Source organism: Streptomyces sp. NPDC079141 (assembly GCF_040686775.1).
Taxonomy (GTDB): domain Bacteria; phylum Actinomycetota; class Actinomycetes; order Streptomycetales; family Streptomycetaceae; genus Streptomyces.
In genome coordinates, this window is sequence record NZ_JBFBLP010000021.1 from 9,012 (window position 1) to 26,984 (window position 17,973).

Consider the following 17,973-nt stretch of genomic DNA (forward strand, 5'->3'; position numbering starts at 1 on the left):
CACCGGCCGCCGAGACCCTGCGCCACCCGTCACCAAGACCCCCTGCCACCGGCCGCCGAGACCCTGCGCCACCCGTCACCAAGACCCCCTGCCACCGGCCGCCGAGACCCTGCGCCACCCGTCACCAAGACCCCCTGCCACCGGTTGCCAAGACCCTGCGCCACCCGTCACCGAGACCCCCTGCCACCGGTTGCCAAGACCCTCCGCCGCCAGCCACCTCCGCCTTCACCCGCACGCCTCCCCGGCCCCCGGGTGGGCCGACGGGGACCTCGCCACCCGCCCGGGCCGACCGGCACACGCCGTTCCTTGCAGCCGGCCCGATCCTCCGGACAGGCCCCGCCGGGAACGCCGAAGCGGGCGGGTGTCCGGGACACCCGCCCGCTTCGGCGGATCGCTGTGCTTGGTCCGTTCGGGCGGTGACTACTCCGTCTTGACCTTGATGGTGCCGTCGATGATGCCCTGCTTGGCCTCGGCCACGGCGTCGGTCAGACCCGCGATCTCGGCCATCTTCGGGTTGCTGTCCGCGAGGCCGACGCCGTCCACCTTCAGGTCGAAGGTCTGGACACCGGTCAGCGGCTTGCCGTCCTCGACGGACGCGGCGAGCGCGTACACCGCACCGCCGACGTCCTTGAGCGCGGAGGTGAGGATGTAGTCCTTGTAGGCCGCCAGGGCCGCCTGGTTGTACTGGTCGGAGTCGACACCGATCGCCCAGACCTTCGCCTTGGCGGCGGCCTCGATCACACCCTGACCGGACAGACCGGCCGCCTGGTAGACGACGTCGGCGTCCTTCTCGATCTGGCCCTCGGCGGCGGCCTTGCCCTTGTCGGGGCTGGAGAAGCCACCCTCCTCGGCCGTCTGGGTCAGGTACTGCGAGACGACCTTCACCTTGGAGTTGGTGTCCTGGACGCCCTGCTTGTAGCCGGCCTCGAACTTGTGGATCAGGGGGATGTCCACACCGCCCACGAAGCCGACCGTGTTGGTCTTGGTGGCCTTGGCGGCGGCGACGCCGGCCAGGTAGGAGGCCTCCTGCTCGGCGAAGACCAGGGAGGCGACGTTGTCGCCCTCGACCACGGAGTCGACGATGCCGAAGGTGGTGTCGGGGTAGTCCTTGGCCACGGCCTCCATGGCGGGACCGTAGGCGAAGCCGACGCCGATGACGGGGTTGTAGCCCTGCTTGGCCAGCGACCTCAGCCGCTGCTCCTTGTCGGCATCGGTCTCGCCCTCGGTGGGCTCGATGTCGGCGGTCTTGTAGCCGAACTCCTTCTGGGCCTTCTGCAGACCGGCGTACGCGGCGTCGTTGAAGGACTGGTCGCCCTTGCCGCCGATGTCGTACGCGATGGCCAGGCCCTTTTCGTCCTTGCCCTCGTCGCCGCTGTCGTCACTGCTGGTACCACCGCAGGCCGTGGCAGCGAGCGCGAGCGACGCGACCCCCACCGCGACACGGGTCAGTCTGGATATCCGACGCATTGTGAAGTTCCCCATTCTCCAAAGCCCCGCAGTGGGTGCTGAGTTCGGCGCACATTAACGCGCGTAGACACTCCTGGGAACGGGGTATCGCCTGGCCGTTATCCATTCGTGCCGATGGTCGGTTACGTCCCGGTGAACCACCGGATCGAAAGGTGCACTCAGGACATTGCAACCTGCTCTGTATGCGCCCAGGCTGCTCCGGCCCCGCCCCGGACGCAAGCGGAGCGGAGCCGTTCCGGTGTCCTACAGGTCGATCAGCGCCGCAGCCGTGAACAGCTCCACCCCGACCGTGATCGCGTGCTCGTCCACGTCGAAGTCGCCCTGGTGCAGGTCGCGCACGGTGCGCTGGCCGGGGGTGCGCACGCCCAGGCGGGCCATGGCGCCGGGCACGTGCTCCAGGTACCAGGAGAAGTCCTCGCCGCCCAGGCTCTGCTCGGTGCCCTCGACGGAGTCGGCGCCGCGGCGGGCGATCATGGCGTCCCGCAGCAGCTCGGTGACGCCCGGGTCGTTGACCACGGGCGGCACTCCGCGCACGTAGTTGATCTCGGACTTGGCCCGGTGCAGGTTCGCGACCTCGTCGATCGCGGCGACCACGATGTCCGGCGCCTGCCGCCAGGCGGCGATGTCCAGGCAGCGCACGGTCCCGGACAGCTCGGCGTGCTGCGGGATGACGTTCGGGGCGTGCCCGGACTCGATCCGTCCCCAGGTCACGGCCAGTCCGCTACGGGTGTCGACGCGGCGGGCGACGAGCGCGGGCACGTCCGTGACCACGCGGGCCACGGCGGTGACGAGGTCGGTGGTCAGATGGGGGCGCGCGGTGTGGCCGCCGGGGCCGTCCAGGGCGATCTCCAGCCGGTCGCAGGCGGAGGTGATGGCGCCCTCGCGGATGCCGATCCGGCCCGCGTCGACCCTCGGGTCGCAGTGCACCGCGACGATCCGCCCGACGCCCTCCATCACCCCGCACTCGATGGCGTCGGCGGCACCGCCGGGCAGCACCTCCTCGGCGGGCTGGAAGATCAGCCGCACCGGCCGCGGCAGCAGGCCCTCGCGGTGCAGTTCGGCGAGGACCAGCCCGGCGCCCAGCACCACGGTGGTGTGCACGTCGTGCCCGCAGGCGTGCGCCCGGTCCGGCACGGTCGACCGGTAGGGGCAATCCGCCTTGGCGTCCGGGATGGGCAGGGCGTCGATGTCGGCCCGCAGGGCGAGCGCGGGCAGCCCGTCGTCCCAGTTGCCGATGTCACAGACGAGCCCGGTCCCGACGGCGAGCACCCGCGGCCGCAGACCGGCCTTCTCCAGGCGCTCCTTGATCGCGGCGGTCGTACGGAACTCCTGGTTGCCGAGCTCCGGGTGCATGTGCAAGTCGCGGCGGAACGCGACGAGTTCGGCACGCAGCGCCTCGGGGAGCGTGCCGGGAAGCAGCGCTTCCCCCGGAAGATCGACCTCGGACTCTACGGACATCAATTGGTTCACCCTCTGCAGGGTAGGACGCCCGGGTGGCCAACTGACCCTCGATCAACAAAAGTTCAGCCCGTTAGGGGAAGAAAATCTGGCCGCCCGACGCATAGCTGTCGGCCGGGATGGGTAAACTCGCCCGTTTCCGACCGAGCCGATCATGAAAATCACCCATCCTCTGTATTCAACCCTTACCACGCCCCGGTCGCGACCGTCGGCTCCGTTCACCTGTCGGACCCCGGCGTCGAGGCGTCCTCAAGCGTTTCTACGGCGTCCAGGGCGCGCAGGATGCGGGTCAGGTCGGCCGGGGCGGCGGCGAGCCGGACCGGGGTGCCGGCGTCGTCGAGCTCGGCGATGTGCCAGCTCGCGGAGACGAGGTCGCCGTCGCTGCCCCGGGCCCGGCGGACCTGGTGGAGGGTGAGCCGGGCGGCCGGGATCGTCCTGGCCCCGAACCGGCCGGGTCCGGGCGTCACGGCCGGCGGTTCGCCGCCGCCGAGGGCGATGTGGGTGCCCATGTGGTGCGGGTTGTAGTCGGTGGCGTCCAGGAAGCGGGCGGGCAGGAAGACCTCCTCCTGCTCGTCGGGGGCGTCGGCCTCGCCGGACGTACCGAGCCGGGTGGCGCGCCAGGCCCAGGCCAGCAGCCCCAGGGTCGCCGACGTGCCCGCTACCGCCCAGGTGATCGTGGCGGGCGAGTCGGGCGGGGCGGTGGGGTGCCGGTACACCAGGGGCAGCAGCCACAGGGCGGTGCCGACGAGGACGGCCGCGAACGGCAGGGCCGAGGGCAGGACCTCGTCGGCGGGCAGCCGGCGGCCGCGCAGGCGCTGCAGCAGCCGGGCGGCCGGGTAGCCGGCGGCGAGGGCGAAGAGCACCGCGACCACGGCGGTGGAGCCGCCGGTGGTGACGTGCCGGTGCCAGACGTAGCGCTCGCCGGTGACGGTCATCACCGTGCGGCGCCAGACGGACAGTTCCACCTTGTCGCCGGGCCGGAACTCCTCGGCGGCCTCCTCCGACACCGCGAGCCGCTCCAGGGGCTCGCCGTCGACGAAGTACAGCAGGCTCGACTCCCTGCGCCGCTCGGCGCGCTCCGTGCGGGCGATCACGGCCGGCCAGGTGGACACGCACTCGGTGCGGTCCGCGGCGGGCGTGCCGTCGGTGCAGGCGGCGGCCGCGCGCCACTCCCGCTCTTCCTCCGTGACACCGGGCACGGCCAGCGCGAAGCCGCCCGCCACCGCGAGCAGCGCGGCGCAGACGGCCAGCGAGCCCGCCCAGCCGCGTCCGGCGGTGCGGGCCGAGACGACGGCGAGGTGGTCCGACTGCGGGTTTCCGTGGCGGCGGTGCAGGGCGCGGAGTGCGGCCAGCCGGTCGTCGAAGCCCGGGTCGCCGTCGGTGTGGTCGTGCGGCCGTGGCAGGAGCCGCCTGTGTCCGTCGCCCAGGACCAGCTCGATACGGCGGGCGGTCGGGACCCTGGGGACGTTCTCGTACATCAGGCGGACCCGCAGGTTGGCGATGTCCCGCCAGGGCGTGCTGCGGCGGCGCAGCAGTGTGCGGCAGGTGACTCCGTACGCGTCCGCGCGCACCTCGACGACGAGCGCGCGCAGCGCGACGAGCCCCACCACGGCGATCAACCCCCCGAGCACCGGCAGGGGCCCCGGCCCCCGGTACGCCAGTGCCACGGCGGCCGTGCCCGCCCCGGCCGCGCCGAGCCCGACGAGGGACCACAGGGCGCCTCTGAAGGGGCTACGGAAGATCAGGTCCCGGACGTCGCTCATGGGCGGAATCCTGCCTTGCCCGTCGGGGCAAGCGCTTGTCCGGTGTCCGGCAGTTTTCCGGAGGGCCATGTTGCCGACGACCGCCGTCGGTAGGGTGCGCCGTCGTGACCTCCGACGCGGACTTCCTGACAGCGACCCGGACCTCGTACGACACGATCGCCACCGACTACGCCGCCGCCCACCCCGACGGTCTGACCGACCGCCCGCTGGAGCGCGGGCTGCTGGGTGCCTTCGCCGAGCAGGTGCGGGCGAACGGCCCCGCACCGGTCGCCGACCTCGGCAGCGGGCCGGGCCGTGTCGCCGCCCGTCTGCACGACCTGGGCGTCCCCGTCTTCGGCGTGGACATCTCGCCGCGGATGGTCGCGCTGGCCCGCGAGGCGCATCCGCATCTGCGCTTCCACGTGGGCTCCCTGACGGAGCTGGACCTGCCGGACGGGACTCTGGGCGGCGTTCTCGCCCTGTACTCGCTGATCCACATTCCGACCGGGCGGCTGACGGCGGTGTTCTCGGAGTTCCGCCGTGTGCTGGTGCCCGGCGGGCAGGTGCTGCTCGCGTTCCAGACGCAGGAGACCGAGGACCGGCTCCGGCTGACCGAGCGCTTCGGCCACGAGATCTTGCTGGACTACTACTGGCGGACGCCGGAGACGGTGGCCGCCCACCTGACCGAGGCGGGGCTGCGGCTACAGGCGCGGGTGGTGCGGGAGCGGGTGGGCGAGGAGAAGTGGGCGCGGGCGTTCCTGCTGGCGTACCGGCCCGGCTGAGCGCTCCGCTGAAGCTGCGGTGACGGGTCGTCGTTCGGCCGCGGCGCCGTCGTGGCTGGTCGTGCCCGCGCGGCGGAGCCGCATATCGATACAGCCCCGCGCCCCTTCGGGGCACTACCGAACCGCAGCCGACTTCACCCGACCCGCTCAGACCGCCGTCACCGCCGCCAGGCGGTGCACGTCGCGGGCCGAGCCCGTCACGCCGGACAGGAAGCCCTGGGCCCTCGGTGAGGCGTTCTCGGTGAGCCAGGCCGGGTCGATGTCGCAGACCGCCACGCGGACCTCGGTGCCGACCAGGGCCAGGGGGAGGGTGTGGACGACCGTGGAGGGGAAGCTGAGGATGGTGCGGCCGATCGGGCCCCGGCGGGCGATCAGCTCCAGGGGGAGGTCCGGGCGGACGATCTCCAGGCCTGTCTCGACGGCCAGCCGGTGGAGTTTCTCCGTGCTCTCGCGGCGGTGGGCGAAGTAGCGGGTCGCGCCGTGGGTCTTGGCCAGGGCGCGTACGGCCTCCACATAGCGGTCGGCGTCCACCACGCCCGTCTCCACCAGTGAGGTGCCCACCATGTCGGCGCCCTTGGTGACGCTGGGCGGGCCGAAGCGGGCCCGGGTCCAGGCGAAGGTGTTGGCCGTGACCGTCACGCCCGCCGGTGTCTGCTCCATCGGCATCGAGGAGAAGATCTCGACCCGGCGGTGCTCGCCCGGCGTCAGCCGGCGGCGGGCCGAGGACGCCACCGGGGCGAAGACCAGGTCCCGCGGGCCCGGGCGGCCGCCCTTGCGGTGCCAGCGCACCAGGCGTTCGCCGCGGGCGAGCTGGGCGACGAACTCCATCGTCGCCGTGCCGTCGTCGACCACGACCAGGTCACGGGCCCTGGTGATCGTCAGGAGGAGCTGGACGTAGCGGGAGAAGGGGTCCCCCAAGACCACGCGCGGTGCCCGGCGGAGCATGCCCGCCAGGCCTCCGATCGTCTGGAACGGCGCCGCCGCGCCGCCCCGCGCCTCCTCCCAGCGGACCCCGTGACCCTCCCCGCGGGCCAGCTCTGCCATCCGGCGGAGCTGGCCGCGGGTCATCGGGTCGGTCGGGGACAGCACGACGAGGGTGAGCTCCGCGCCGGGGGCCCGGGTGTGCGCCCACTCCAGCACGTTCAGGAGCTGTACCGGGCTCTCGACGAACGCGAGAGTGGTGGTGCCGGCGGATCCGGCGCGGCGGCTCATCGACGTATGACCGTCCCCTGGGAGTTGAGGGCTCAGACCGTGACCGGCTCGCCCGCGGCCGCGGCGATCTCCGCCTCGGCCACGACACCGGCGACGCGGCGCAGCTTCTTCATCGGGCCGAGCTCGGAGTCGTAGACCTTCTTGACGCCGTCGCCGAGGGAGGCCTCGATGGTGCGGATGTCGCGGACGAGGCGGGTCAGGCCCTGCGGCTCGACGGAGGCGGCCTGGTCCGAGCCCCACATGGCGCGGTCGAGGGTGATGTGGCGCTCAACGAAGGTGGCGCCGAGGGCGACCGCGGCGAGGGTGGTCTGCAGGCCCGTCTCGTGGCCGGAGTAGCCGATCGGGACGTTCGGGTACTCGGCCTGGAGGGTGTTGATGACGCGCAGGTTCAGCTCCTCCGCCTTCGCCGGGTAGGTCGAAGTGGCGTGGCAGAGCAGGATGTTGTCCGAGCCGAGGACCTCGACCGCGTGGCGGATCTGCTTCGGGGTGGACATGCCGGTGGAGAGGATGATCGTGCGGCCCGTGCCGCGCAGGGCGCGGAGCAGCTCGTCGTCCGTGAGGGAGGCGGAGGCCACCTTGTGGGCGGGGACGTCGAACTTCTCCAGGAAGGCGACGGCCTCGGTGTCCCACGGGGAGGCGAACCAGGCGATGTTCTTGGACTTGCAGTACTCGTCGATCTGGCGGTACTCGTCCTCGCCGAACTCCACGCGGTGGCGGTAGTCGATGTACGTCATCCGGCCCCAGGGGGTGTCGCGCTCGATGTCCCACTGGTCGCGCGGGGTGCAGATCTCCGGCGTGCGCTTCTGGAACTTCACCGCGTCGCAGCCGGCCTCGGCGGCCGCGTCGATCAGCTTGAAGGCGTTCTCCAGCTCGCCGTTGTGGTTGATGCCGATCTCGCCGCAGACGTAGACGGGCTGGCCGGGGCCGGCAAGACGCGACGAACCGAACTGACGGAGACGGGAGTTGGTGCTCATGGCAGGAACTGTCCTTACTTGGTGAGGGAATCGAGAGAGGGGCCGAGGATCCAGCTGGCGATCTCTCGGATCGCGCCGTCACCGCCGGGAACGGTGGTGACCGCGCGTGCGGCGCCGCGCACGACGTCGTGGGCGCTCGCGACCGCCACGGGCCAGCCGACGAGGGCGAAGCACGGGAGGTCGTTGACGTCGTTGCCGACGTAGAGCACGCGCTCAGGCGCAATGCCCTGCTCCTCGCACCACTGCTTCAGTGCGAGGTCTTTCCGGTCGATGCCGTGCAGCACGGGAATCTGCAGCTTCCGCGCGCGGGCGGCGACGACCGGGTTCTGCTCCGTGGAAAGGATCAGCATCTTCAGGCCGCTCTTGCGCAGGGCGGCGATGCCGAGGCCGTCTCCGCGGTGCACGGAGACGAACTCCTTTCCATCGGCGTCGATCAGCACCCGGTCGTCTGTCTGGGTGCCGTCGAAGTCCAGGACGACCGCGTCGATGTCGGCGCCGGTCGGGAGCGAACCGGGGCGGTCCGCGTCGAAGAGGGGGGCGAGCGCACGGGCGCGCGCCAGGTCGTGCGGGTCGTCGATCTCCAGGACCCGGGCGGGGTCGGTGCGGACGAGCTCCGTACGGCCGAAGAAGCGGTGGTTGTGCTTGCGGAAGCCGGGGGCGTCCATGGCGTAGGCGGCACCGGTCTCCAGGTAGTCCTGGGGACGGTCCTGGCGGCGCGGGCGGTAGGCCTTGTCGTGGTTGACGCCGACGCCGCCCTCCGCGGGCTCCTCGGCGTCGCGCCAGACGAAGCCGTGGAAGGGGGCCACGGTCACCGCGGTGTCGGCGCCGTTCTCCACGACCGCCCCCGCGACCCCGTCGATGTCCTCGCGGATCACGAAGGGGCTGGTGCACTGCACGAGCAGCACCACGTCGACCGCCGAGCCGTGCAGCGCCTCATGGGCGTCCATGGCGTGCAGGACGGCCGCCTCGGAGGTGGCGGTGTCGCCGGCGATGGCGGCGGGCCGCAGCACGACCTCGGCCCCGGCCGAACGGGCGGCTGCCGCGATGGCCTGGTCGTCGGTGGAGACGACCACGTCCGTGACAAGCCGCGTGGCCAGGCACTCGCGTACGGCACGGGCGACGAGCGGAACACCGCCGACGGGGGCGAGGTTCTTCGCGGGCACCCCCTTGGAGCCCCCGCGAGCGGGAATGACGGCGAGCACGCGGCGCACGGAGGCGGGCGAGTCGGACATGGGCTGCACTCCTAGCGCAGGGTTCTCAGACGTACGGAGGGGGGCGGCGGAGCCGCCTTCAAGGGGCGCGGGGCCGTGTCGATCAGCGGCTCCGCCGCGGGGCGCGACAAGCCCCCACGGCGCGGCAGACGAAGAACCACCCACGGCGCTCACAGCTCCCCCATCCGCCGGATAACAGGCGCCACCCGCTGCACCCCGTGCCGGTAGGCACCCCGCGCGGCCCGCCGCACGATCTGCCGCACAGGTCCGGGCTCCCTGTCATGCGCGGGAGCGCCCGGCAGCGGACTGCCGTCCGGCCCGAGGTGGTGCCGGGCGAGAATCCCGGGCAGATACCCCGGCGCCGTCGCGGGCGTGTAGTAGGGAGTCAGCGGCGCCAACCCGCCCGGCTGGGCAAGCAACTTGGCGATCCGCTCGCGCGCCGCGTCGAACGCCCCGTCCGTCGCCACGCCCTGCCGGGCGACCCACGCCTCGTCGGGCACCGGCCGGTGTCCCCCGTCCAGCTGGTCCCAGGAGGCGAGGCAGCCGGAGCCGATGAAGTGGTGGTTGCCGAGGACCTCGCGCACGCCCAGGTCGGTGAGGACGACGGTCGGGATCCGGCGGTGGAGCGACTCCAGCGCGGCCGTGGAACTGACCGTGACCAGCAGGTCGGTGCGGTCCAGGACCTCGCCCATGTGCCCGTACACCAGCCGGAAGTTGGCCGGCAGGTCCACCCGCTGGGCCAGCTTCTGGTAGGGCAACTCCTCGATGTGCGTGGTGTGTTCGCCCGGCTTGGAGCGGAGCTTCAGCAGCACCTCGCGCTCGGGGTGCAGCCGGGCGTGCTGCACCAGCCGGTTCAGCAGGTACGTACGGTCCTTGCGGCTGTCCGGCACGGAGGGCTGCGCGGCGAAGACGACCGTGTACGGGTCGTGCTCCCCCTCGTAGGCCGCCCCGCCGAGGAACGGCAGTGCCACCTCCGTCACCGACGAGGCGTCGGCGCCCACCCCCTCGTAGACCGCGCGGAAACGCTCGGCGTCCTGGCGGGAGTTGGCGAGGACGAGGTCGGCGCCGTGCCGCAGGAGCAGGCCGTCGGCGAGCTTCTCGTAGACGACGCCGACGTAGCCGGTGACGACGACGGGGCGCTCGGAGCGGCCCTCCCAGACGCGCTTGAGGCCGTGCAGCATCGCCTGTACGCCGCCGCCGACGAGCGACAGCACGACGATGTCGTACGGCTCCTCCGCCATCGCGCGCAGGAACTCCACCGCCGTCACCTCGCGCAGGGAGTCCGCGCTCACGCCGACTTCCGCCAGCTGGCGGGCGGTGGGCGTGGCCCGGCCGCGCAGCAGGAATCCGCTCAGGGCGGGGGCGACTTGCGTGCCGCCTTCGGATCCGGCTTCCATGGACGGGCCCGGGGCGATGCGGCCCGCCGTCAGCGCACCCCATTTCCAGCGGGTGTCGGAGTCCGCAAGGACGGCGATTCGCGGCGGCTTCGGTGTACTTGCTGGCACGAGGAAGACGCTAGGAAGCAATTCCTAGGTATGGCCCAACCGCGAATCAACGAAAAGTTAACAACACCCCACCGAGAGCCGAACTGGCCCGTCAGAGCCCGGGAAGTACATGGGATGCACCATTCCGACACATTGAGTTCACCCGCTGTACGGGCACCGGCAAAGTCAGCTGCCGGGCACCCTCCTAACCTTTTGCGGGTGCCAAAGCTTTCCGTGATCGTGCCGTTCTACAACGTGCAGCAATACGCCCCGGACACCCTCCGAAGTCTTCGCGCGAACGCCCGGCGCGACTTCGAGTTCATCCTGGTCGACGACCATTCGAAGGATGAAACTCCGGCCATTCTCGAACGGGCTGTCGACCAGCTCTCGGATGTCGCACAGGTGCGTTACATCCGCCATGAGGTGAACGGAGGACTCGCCACCGCCCGCAACACCGGTCTGGACGCGGCGACCGGTGAATACCTCACCTTCCTCGACGGCGACGACTGGCTCGCGCCCGGCTACTACGCCGAACTGGTCGCCGCCATGGAGGAGCTGGGCTGCGACTTCGTGCGCACCGACCATGTCCAGGCCAACGCCCGCGCCAGGTCCGTGCACCGGGTGCCGCACGGCCGCCGCGGCGAGGTGCTGAACCCGCGCGCGGCGATCCTGCCCGCCGACCGGACCACCTCCGTCGACTACGCCTACGCCTGGGCCGGCGCCTACCACCGCCGACTGCTGGACAAGGGCCTGCTGCACTTCACCGACGGGCTGCGCACGGCCGAGGACCGGCCGTGGATCTGGAAGCTGCACCGGGAGGCTGAGTCGTTCGCGGTGGTGAGCCTGCTGGGCGTCTTCTACCGGCGCGGGGTGGCCGGATCGCTGACGCAGATCGGCGATGTGCGCCAGCTGGACTTCATCCGCGCCTTCGACCAGGTGGTCGAGGAGACGGCGGCGGACCCGGAGGCGGACAAGCTGCTGCCCAAGGCGGTGCGCACCTACTGCGCGATCATCGCCCACCATCTGGCGGACGAGTCCAAGTGGGAACCGGCCGTGGCCAAGCAGCTGCGGGCGATGAGCGCGGCGGCCATAAAGCGCATGCCGCAGGACGCGCTCGGTGACGTGCTCGAAACCATGGACCTGCGCCGGGCCAGCAAGCTGCGCCGACTGCGGCGCCGGGCCACCACAGCGAAGGCGGCAGCGTGATGCCCCGTACCACCCAGATCTTCTGCGCCTCGACGCTCTACGGCGCCGCCACGCTTGCCGCCGCGATCGACTCGGACTGCTTCGCGGAGGCGGACCGCCGGCTGCTGCTGGTGTTCAACAACTCCGCGACGCCGGAGACCACTCCGGCCGTCGACGAGATGCCGGGCTTCGAGCCGCTGCGCGACCACTTCGACGGCGTGCTCTCCTTCAACGAGGCGATCCGCCCCTTCCACCCCGGCGCCTGGGCGCCGCGCCCCGACGACGTCCCGCTGTTCGAGCGGTATCTGCGGCTGCTGTGGGGCCTGGGCGAGGACCGGGTGGAGCTGGTCCTTGAGTCCATCCAGGTCAACCCCGCGCTCGGGCTGGCCCAGATGTTCACCGGCGCCCCCATCACGGTCTACGCCGACGGTCTGATGAGCTACGGCCCCACGCGCAACAAGCTGGACCCGCTGGTCGGCACGCGCGTGCGGCGGCTGCTCCATCTGGACCTGGTGCCGGGCCTCACCCCGATGCTGCTGACCGAGTTCGACGTGCCCGCGCAGGTCGTGCCGGCCGAGGCGTTCCTGAAGGTGATGGGCGAACTCGCGGGAACCATTCCCGAGTTGCCGGTGCTGCCGGACAACTCCGCGCTGCTGCTGGGCCAGTACCTGTCCGCGCTGAACATCCTCACGCCGCAGGGCGAGGAGGATCTGCACGTACGCATGCTGCGCGGGGCGGTGGAGCGCGGTCACCGCTCGATCGTCTTCAAGCCGCATCCGACGGCCCCGGCCCGCTTCAGCCGCGCCCTGGAGACCGAGGCCGACAAGCTCGGCGTCGACCTGACCGTCCTGGACACCCCCGTCCTCGCCGAGGTGCTCTTCGAGAAGGCACGCCCCGGCCTGGTCGTCGGCTGCTTCTCGACCGCCCTGTTCACCGCGTCCGCCTTCTACGACCTCCCCGTCGCCCGCATCGGCACCGAGCCGCTGCTGGACCGGCTGACGCCCTACCAGAACAGCAACCGCATCCCGGCGGTGCTGGCGGACGCGGTGCTGCCGGACCTGGAGGGCCGCGAGGGCGAGGAGACCGTCGCGGTGGACACGCTGGGCGCGCTGGTCACCGCCATAGGGTTCACCATGCAGCCGCAGATCTACCCGAGCCTGCGGCCGGCGGCGGAGAAGTACCTGTCGCAGCACTTCGGGCCACGCACCCAGCGCTATTTCAAGCGCAAGCGGCTCACCTCGCTGGGGCTGCCCGGCGGCATCCCGGAGCGGCTGTCGTTCCTGCCGCGCAACTCCACGGCGCGCCGGGTGGTGCGCCGGGCGAAGGCATTGAAGAAGGCGGTCACGCGCTGACGAAAACGGTTTTGCCGCCGAGTTGAAATCTCCGGTGAACTACCGGAAAAGGCCGAGGAAACGGTGGCACATCATCGGGTTAAACCGATGAATCCATGGTGGGGCGGCGTTCGAATCCCTAGGATCGCGGACGCCGCCCCATTCGACTCCGTGAGGCACTCATGACGAACCTCGGCCGGCTCTACTCCATGCTCGACGGCGTCACCCTGCCGGACGGCATTCCCTACTCCCAGGTGAGCGCCTGGGAGTTGCGCTTCCTCTATCTCCTGGGCCGACATCGCCTCACGGGCGAGGACCGGCTGGTCGAACTGGGCTCGGGCGGCGGCGGATCCACCTACGCGCTCGCGCTGGGCCTGCGCGACAGCCCCGTGTTCGACGAGCGGACGGGACGGCTGCACGCGTACGACTTCTTCCATGTCGGCAAGGGCACCTTCGCCACGGAGAAGTTCTTCACGGCCGGTGCCAAGCCCGCGGACGGCGACACGTCCTTCCTGGACGACTTCCGCGGCCGGCTCGAACCCTTCCTGCCGTTCCTGGAGATCCACGCCGGTGACATCTGGCAGACCTCCGACCCGGACGACACCAGCCCGATCGAGTTCCTGCACATCGACATCGCCAAGACGGCCCGCGTCTTCCGCTGTGTCTCCGAGCGCTTCCTGACCCGGCTGCGGCCCGGATCGGTCGTGCTGCACCAGGACTTCGCCGGACCCCGGCTGCCGTGGCTGCACTACAGCACGGGCGCCCTGCTGCCGTACATCGACATCGCGGGCCCGCCGATCCGCTCCACCCTCGCCTTCGAGGTCACCGAGCCGATCCCCGGGCATGTGCTGAAGACGATCTCCGAGGACGCCTTCACGCTCGACGAGAAGCTGAAGCTGATCTCGGCCGTGCAGGACCGCATCGACCGCGACCACACCGGCGGGATCCCCTTCAAGTCGGTGCTGGAGCTGGCGAAGGCGTATGTCGCCCACTACGACGGACGGCACAAACAGGCCTGGTCCATCGCACGGAAGCTGACCGACGACGAGTACCTGAGCCGGACCCGCGCCGACCACTTCAAGCAGCTGAGGGCGGCGTACGAGAAGGAGGGTTCCTCGCTCGGCAAGCTGGTGCGCAAGGCCGTAGGACGGTGAGGTGGGCCCCCACGACGGACGTGGGGGCCCACCCGTTTCTCAACCGCCCAGGATGATGCGCAGGTCCGCGGCGTTCGCCTCGGTGACCTTCCACAGTTCCTGCTGGCGGCCGTGGACGTCGGCGACGGTGGCCGCGTGGTCGCGCAGCAGGTCCTTCGAGCGCTCCACCAGGCGGGCGGCCAGGTGGCGGTCGTGGACCGAGATGCCCCACTCGGGGCGCTCGATGTCGTGCAGGAAGTACGCCATCTTCGGGTGCGAGATCAGGCTGATGATCGGCGTGCCGCAGCCGAACGGGATCATGCCCGCGTGGCCGCGCATGCCGATGACCAGCTTGGTGCGCGCGTACAGGTCGCGGATCTCGTCGTTCTCGAAGTCGTACATCGGGATGACGGGCAGCGAGATGCCGTGCTCGCGGCGCAGGTCGAAGGCGATCTTCTCGTCGTCGAGCGAGTGCGCCACGCACTTGACCTCGGCCAGCTCGCCCAGGTCCCGTACCGCCTGGGCCATCTGGGCCAGGAAATACGCGTAGTCGTGGCCGAAACGCAGACCGGCACGGTCGTAGGCGGCGTTCACCAGGATCGTGTCGTCCCGCTTCGCCGGGTCCTGCCAGCCGGGCACGAGCTGGCGGGTCACCGTCGTCGGGCACGGCTGGAAGCGCACCTTGTCGTGCAGGTGGGCGGGGATCATGGCCCGCACCTTCTCGATCGAGCCGTGGTTGCGCAGCCCGAAGAAGGAGGACTTCTCGACGAGCAAGCGCAGCGAGTCACGGAACCGGCCCGCCCGGTAGGACTGGCCGTCGAAGGCGTTGAAGCCCACGGCGTACACCGCGATCGGCACGTCGATACGGCGCATCAGCTCGTCCGGGACGTTCCACTGCCAGGCGCTGTTGCCGTTGGGCATGGTGTCCGGGATGAACAGGCCGCCACCGCCGATGACCATGCCGCGCCGGGCGTTGACGCGCTCCAGGGCCGCCTCGTCGAACAGCCGGTGGGCGTGCACGGAGTGCCAGCGGCGGGAGGTGGTGTCCGGGCCGAAGGCGCTGCGCACGCTCTCCGGGAGCAGCTTGTCGCCCGCGTTGCCCTGCCGGTCCATGTAGAAGGCGACGTGCGCCAGCTGGTCCTCGGGGGAGCCGAGTTCCTGGGCCGGGACGGAGGCCGCGCGCTGCGCCCACAGACGGCTGGAGCGGTGGGTGATGTCCACCGACATGCCGGCCGTGGCGTGCTTCAGCGCCGCCGCGTTGTCGCCGTGCACCCAGGCCATCTGGGCGAGCCGGGCGTAGGCGGTGGCGGCCCGGTTGGGGGCGGCCGTCGCCATCAGCAGCTGCGCCTTGGCCTCGTCGTAGCGCGAGACGCTCATCAGGGCGTGGCCGAGGACCTCGTGCGGCCAGGCCTCGTCGAGCGGGATGCGGACGCTCTCCAGGACGTCCACGGCGTCCTGGTAGTCGCCGGACGCGATGTGCGCGGCGGCCACCTTGCGGGCCACCTCGATGTCGCCGGTGCGGGCCACGTGCGGGGTGCCGTAGTGGACGACCAGGTCGTGGTGGAGACCGCCGGAGGACGCGAGGTAGGCGGCGTGGAAGTCGGCGTCGGACAGCTCGTACTCGCGCCACTTCTCCTCGGCCAGGCCGTAGCCGGACTCGCCGCCCTGCCAGGGCTTGTGGCGGCCGGTGAAGTGCAGGATCGCGGTGTCCTCGGGCACGGGCAGGTCGCCGGACAGCCGCCGCTTGACGAAGTTGTAGCGCGCGTCGAGGCGGACGAAGTCGCCGTCGAGGACGGCGTTGAGGATGCCCTGGTCGTGCTTGTCGAGCTCGTAGTCGCCGCTGCGGCCGGTGGCGTCCAGCCTGGCGCAGAACTCCTCGCTCAGGTACTCGCGCTGGATGACCAGCAGCCCGGAGTTGAGCTTGTGCTGTCCGTAGAAGAACTGCGGGACGGCCGCGAGTCCCTCGCGCAGCTTGAGGAGTTCGCCGAGGTCTCCGAGGACGACCATGTCGGTGTCCAGGGTGATGACGGTGTCGTACTCGCGCAGCCGGAAGACATCGAGGATGAAGTACGCCTTGCGGACCAGGTAGTTGTCCTGGTCGCCCTTCTGGTACGCGTCGTAGTGCGTGTCGTTGACGCGCTTGAGGACGATCCGCGGGTGCAGGGCGCGGATCTTCGCGATCGAGCCGGGGCGCAGGTCGTCGTAGAGGACGACGAAGTCCTCGCAGACGCTCGGGTTGGACAGCGCGAGGCTGCGCAGCAGGACGAGAAAGCCGGGGAGGTAGTTCTCGTCGACGTAGGACGCGAAGGCGATGCGGCGCTTGCCGGTGAGCGCGTGGGCGTCGGTGAGAGGTGCCTTCGGGGCAGGCAGGGTGGTCGTCATCGCAGGGATATCCTCATGTCCGTCACGCTCTGGGCCCGGTCCATGACCCATGCCTTCTCGCTGGTGTACTCGTGCACGGAGGTGATGGCGAGCTTCATCGCTTCCTGCACGCGGTAGGCGCCGCTCTCGTAGAAGTCGAACCCGATCAGGTCGAGCTTCGGGCTGACGTCCAGGAAGTCCAGCAGGTACAGCATGTTGAAGCCGGTGGTCGGGATGCCGGACCACTGGTCGCTGCCGAGCCTGCCGATGTTGCGCACGGGCCAGCGCAGCGACTCGTCGCCGAGGTGGGTCTGGGCGCCGGGCACCAGACGGTTGCGCAGCGACCACTTCCAGTCGCCGGAGATGCCGCCGAACACCAGCCGGGTGTCGACCTGCTTCTCCCAGTTGAAGCCGTGCTTGTGGATGGTGGCGTGGATGTCGGTACGGCTGCCGGTGTGCTTCGGGTCGATCCGGTACGAGTTGAAGCGCACCACCAGGTCGTAGGCGTCGATCTCGGCGCCCATCGAACTGGCGCCCACCCGGCCGGAGTTGGCGATCAGGCAGATCGACTTGCCGGCGATGCGGTTGCGGAACTCGCCGAGGCTGATCCACTGCACGCCGCCGATGGTGGGGTCGGTGACGGGTCCGCGCATCCGGCTGCGGCGCTGCTCGGCGTAGAGCGCGAGGACCTCGGTCAGCGCGGTGACATCGGTGTCGACGGCGATGCGCAGGTCCAGGTACTGGCCGAGGAGTTCCTGGCGGTCGGCCACCGGGGCGTCGCCCATGGACAGCAGCGCGCCGACCAGCCGGGGTTCGGCACCGGCCCAGTCGCCGGCGGCGTGCGCGGCCAGGCCCTCGGCCCACACCTCGGTGGCGTCGCCGCGGGTGAACTCCTCGGCGCGCGGGCACTGGCGGCGCAGCAGGGCGAGCAGTTCGCGCTCCCGCTCACCGGCGGTGCGCATCCCCGCGATGCGGGCGCGGACGCCGAAGCCGTCGTCGTCGGTGAGGCCGAGGTACTTCTCGTACGCCTCCAGCGCCTCGGGCTCGTCGCCGATCGCCTCCAGCACACGGGCGCGCAGCCGCCAGCCGGCCCGGGAGTTCTTGCGCTGGGCGAGGACGGTGTCGCTGATCACCAGGGCGAGGTTCAACTCGTCGTCGTAGCCGCACTTGAGTGCCTGGTTGGCGACGGCGAGCAGCGCGTCGAGCAGTTCGTTGCCGATGCTCGTGGCGGGGGTCGCGGCGCCCTTGACGGCGCGCTTGAGCAGCGCGGTGGCACCGGTGGTGGGGGCGGGCGCCGGGGCGGCCGGGGTGGTGCCCCATACGACGAGCAGCTTTCTGAGCTGTTCGGCGAGTTCGATACGGCGGCGGTCGATGCTGCCGACGAGTTTGCCGCTGTGCGCCGCGCAGGCACGCAAACAGTCGTCCAGCTCCCCTCCGCGCGCACGTGCCCGTCTGTTCTGGACCCTCGTCATGGCACTCCTGGTTTTTGCCAAGCCAATGCTGTGTTTGCCGCGGTTTATCGGCAGGTGGGGGGATCTTGAAACCGATTGGTCATCCGTGGGGGGATGCTGAGAAAAATTAGGAAGGCAAAACGACGTTCAGGTGAACTCATCGGGTCCACAGGACTAATCGT

General features: G+C 70.8%; 13 protein-coding genes. 4 read left to right on the forward strand and 9 right to left on the reverse strand.

The annotated features are described in order from the left end of the window. Window positions 1-420 precede the first annotated feature (420 nt). The 3 genes from AB0Q90_RS36720 to AB0Q90_RS36730 form a co-directional block, all read right to left on the reverse strand. Window positions 421-1,467 (reverse strand): BMP family ABC transporter substrate-binding protein, encoded by a 1,047-nt coding sequence (locus tag AB0Q90_RS36720; protein ID WP_363165123.1) that lies wholly within the window; start codon window positions 1,465-1,467, stop codon window positions 421-423. A gap of 243 nt (window positions 1,468-1,710) precedes the next feature. Beyond that, window positions 1,711-2,925, reverse strand: a complete 1,215-nt coding sequence (locus tag AB0Q90_RS36725; protein WP_363165122.1) for a M20 family metallopeptidase — start codon at window positions 2,923-2,925, stop codon at window positions 1,711-1,713. Window positions 2,926-3,143: 218 nt separating this feature from the next. Beyond that, window positions 3,144-4,688, reverse strand: coding sequence for a PH domain-containing protein (locus AB0Q90_RS36730; protein WP_363165121.1), 1,545 nt, complete (start codon window positions 4,686-4,688; stop codon window positions 3,144-3,146). Between the two features lie 104 nt (window positions 4,689-4,792). Between AB0Q90_RS36730 and AB0Q90_RS36735 the strand changes: the two genes are divergently transcribed. Beyond that, a complete protein-coding gene (locus AB0Q90_RS36735; RefSeq protein WP_363165120.1) occupies window positions 4,793-5,449 on the forward strand; it encodes a class I SAM-dependent methyltransferase in 657 nt (218 codons plus the stop codon). Between the two features lie 147 nt (window positions 5,450-5,596). Here the strand turns inward: AB0Q90_RS36735 and AB0Q90_RS36740 are convergent, their stop codons facing one another. The 4 genes from AB0Q90_RS36740 to AB0Q90_RS36755 form a co-directional block, all read right to left on the reverse strand. Further along, window positions 5,597-6,661 carry a hypothetical protein gene (locus tag AB0Q90_RS36740; protein WP_363165119.1) on the reverse strand — a complete coding sequence of 355 codons (1,065 nt, stop codon included), beginning with the start codon at window positions 6,659-6,661 and terminating at the stop codon, window positions 5,597-5,599. Window positions 6,662-6,693: 32 nt separating this feature from the next. Next, on the reverse strand, window positions 6,694-7,635 hold the full coding sequence (locus AB0Q90_RS36745) for an N-acetylneuraminate synthase family protein (protein ID WP_363165118.1): 942 nt from the start codon (window positions 7,633-7,635) through the stop codon (window positions 6,694-6,696). A 14-nt stretch (window positions 7,636-7,649) separates the two neighbouring features. After that, complete coding sequence (locus AB0Q90_RS36750; RefSeq protein ID WP_363165117.1) at window positions 7,650-8,867, reverse strand: N-acylneuraminate cytidylyltransferase; 1,218 nt, start codon at window positions 8,865-8,867, stop codon at window positions 7,650-7,652. A 149-nt stretch (window positions 8,868-9,016) separates the two neighbouring features. Then, window positions 9,017-10,351, reverse strand: a complete 1,335-nt coding sequence (locus AB0Q90_RS36755; protein ID WP_363165116.1) for a DUF6716 putative glycosyltransferase — start codon at window positions 10,349-10,351, stop codon at window positions 9,017-9,019. Window positions 10,352-10,549: 198 nt separating this feature from the next. Here AB0Q90_RS36755 and AB0Q90_RS36760 point away from each other — a divergent pair, with 198 nt between their 5' ends. The 3 genes from AB0Q90_RS36760 to AB0Q90_RS36770 all read left to right on the forward strand — a co-directional run bounded on the left by AB0Q90_RS36760 (window position 10,550) and on the right by AB0Q90_RS36770 (window position 14,000). After that, complete coding sequence (locus AB0Q90_RS36760; protein WP_363165115.1) at window positions 10,550-11,536, forward strand: glycosyltransferase family 2 protein; 987 nt, start codon at window positions 10,550-10,552, stop codon at window positions 11,534-11,536. Continuing rightward, entirely contained in the window at window positions 11,536-12,867 is a 1,332-nt protein-coding gene (locus tag AB0Q90_RS36765) for an alpha-2,8-polysialyltransferase family protein (RefSeq protein ID WP_363165114.1), read from the forward strand. Before AB0Q90_RS36760 ends, AB0Q90_RS36765 begins: the two co-directional genes overlap by 1 nt. Before the next feature lie 161 nt (window positions 12,868-13,028). Beyond that, window positions 13,029-14,000, forward strand: coding sequence for a hypothetical protein (locus AB0Q90_RS36770; protein WP_363165113.1), 972 nt, complete (start codon window positions 13,029-13,031; stop codon window positions 13,998-14,000). A gap of 39 nt (window positions 14,001-14,039) precedes the next feature. On the opposite strand, the gene AB0Q90_RS36775 is transcribed toward AB0Q90_RS36770, so the two are convergent. Together AB0Q90_RS36775 and AB0Q90_RS36780 are read right to left on the reverse strand one after the other, a co-directional pair. Next, complete coding sequence (locus AB0Q90_RS36775; RefSeq protein ID WP_363165112.1) at window positions 14,040-16,361, reverse strand: glycosyltransferase; 2,322 nt, start codon at window positions 16,359-16,361, stop codon at window positions 14,040-14,042. Further along, window positions 16,358-17,812, reverse strand: coding sequence for a glycosyltransferase family 29 protein (locus AB0Q90_RS36780; RefSeq protein WP_363165111.1), 1,455 nt, complete (start codon window positions 17,810-17,812; stop codon window positions 16,358-16,360). The genes AB0Q90_RS36775 and AB0Q90_RS36780 overlap by 4 nt, the downstream gene beginning before the upstream one ends. Window positions 17,813-17,973 lie beyond the last annotated feature (161 nt).

Bases quoted from the DNA above. Each gene is read 5' to 3' on its own strand.
- AB0Q90_RS36745 (WP_363165118.1), bottom strand. From the start codon at position 7,635: ATGAGCACCAACTCCCGTCTCCGTCAGTTCGGTTCGTCGCGTCTTGCC.
- AB0Q90_RS36765 (WP_363165114.1), top strand. From the start codon at position 11,536: ATGCCCCGTACCACCCAGATCTTCTGCGCCTCGACGCTCTACGGCGCC.
- AB0Q90_RS36770 (WP_363165113.1), top strand. From the start codon at position 13,029: ATGACGAACCTCGGCCGGCTCTACTCCATGCTCGACGGCGTCACCCTG.
- AB0Q90_RS36730 (WP_363165121.1), bottom strand. From the start codon at position 4,688: ATGAGCGACGTCCGGGACCTGATCTTCCGTAGCCCCTTCAGAGGCGCC.
- AB0Q90_RS36720 (WP_363165123.1), bottom strand. From the start codon at position 1,467: ATGCGTCGGATATCCAGACTGACCCGTGTCGCGGTGGGGGTCGCGTCG.
- AB0Q90_RS36750 (WP_363165117.1), bottom strand. From the start codon at position 8,867: ATGTCCGACTCGCCCGCCTCCGTGCGCCGCGTGCTCGCCGTCATTCCC.
- AB0Q90_RS36780 (WP_363165111.1), bottom strand. From the start codon at position 17,812: ATGACGAGGGTCCAGAACAGACGGGCACGTGCGCGCGGAGGGGAGCTG.
- AB0Q90_RS36740 (WP_363165119.1), bottom strand. From the start codon at position 6,661: ATGAGCCGCCGCGCCGGATCCGCCGGCACCACCACTCTCGCGTTCGTC.
- AB0Q90_RS36725 (WP_363165122.1), bottom strand. From the start codon at position 2,925: ATGTCCGTAGAGTCCGAGGTCGATCTTCCGGGGGAAGCGCTGCTTCCC.
- AB0Q90_RS36775 (WP_363165112.1), bottom strand. From the start codon at position 16,361: ATGACGACCACCCTGCCTGCCCCGAAGGCACCTCTCACCGACGCCCAC.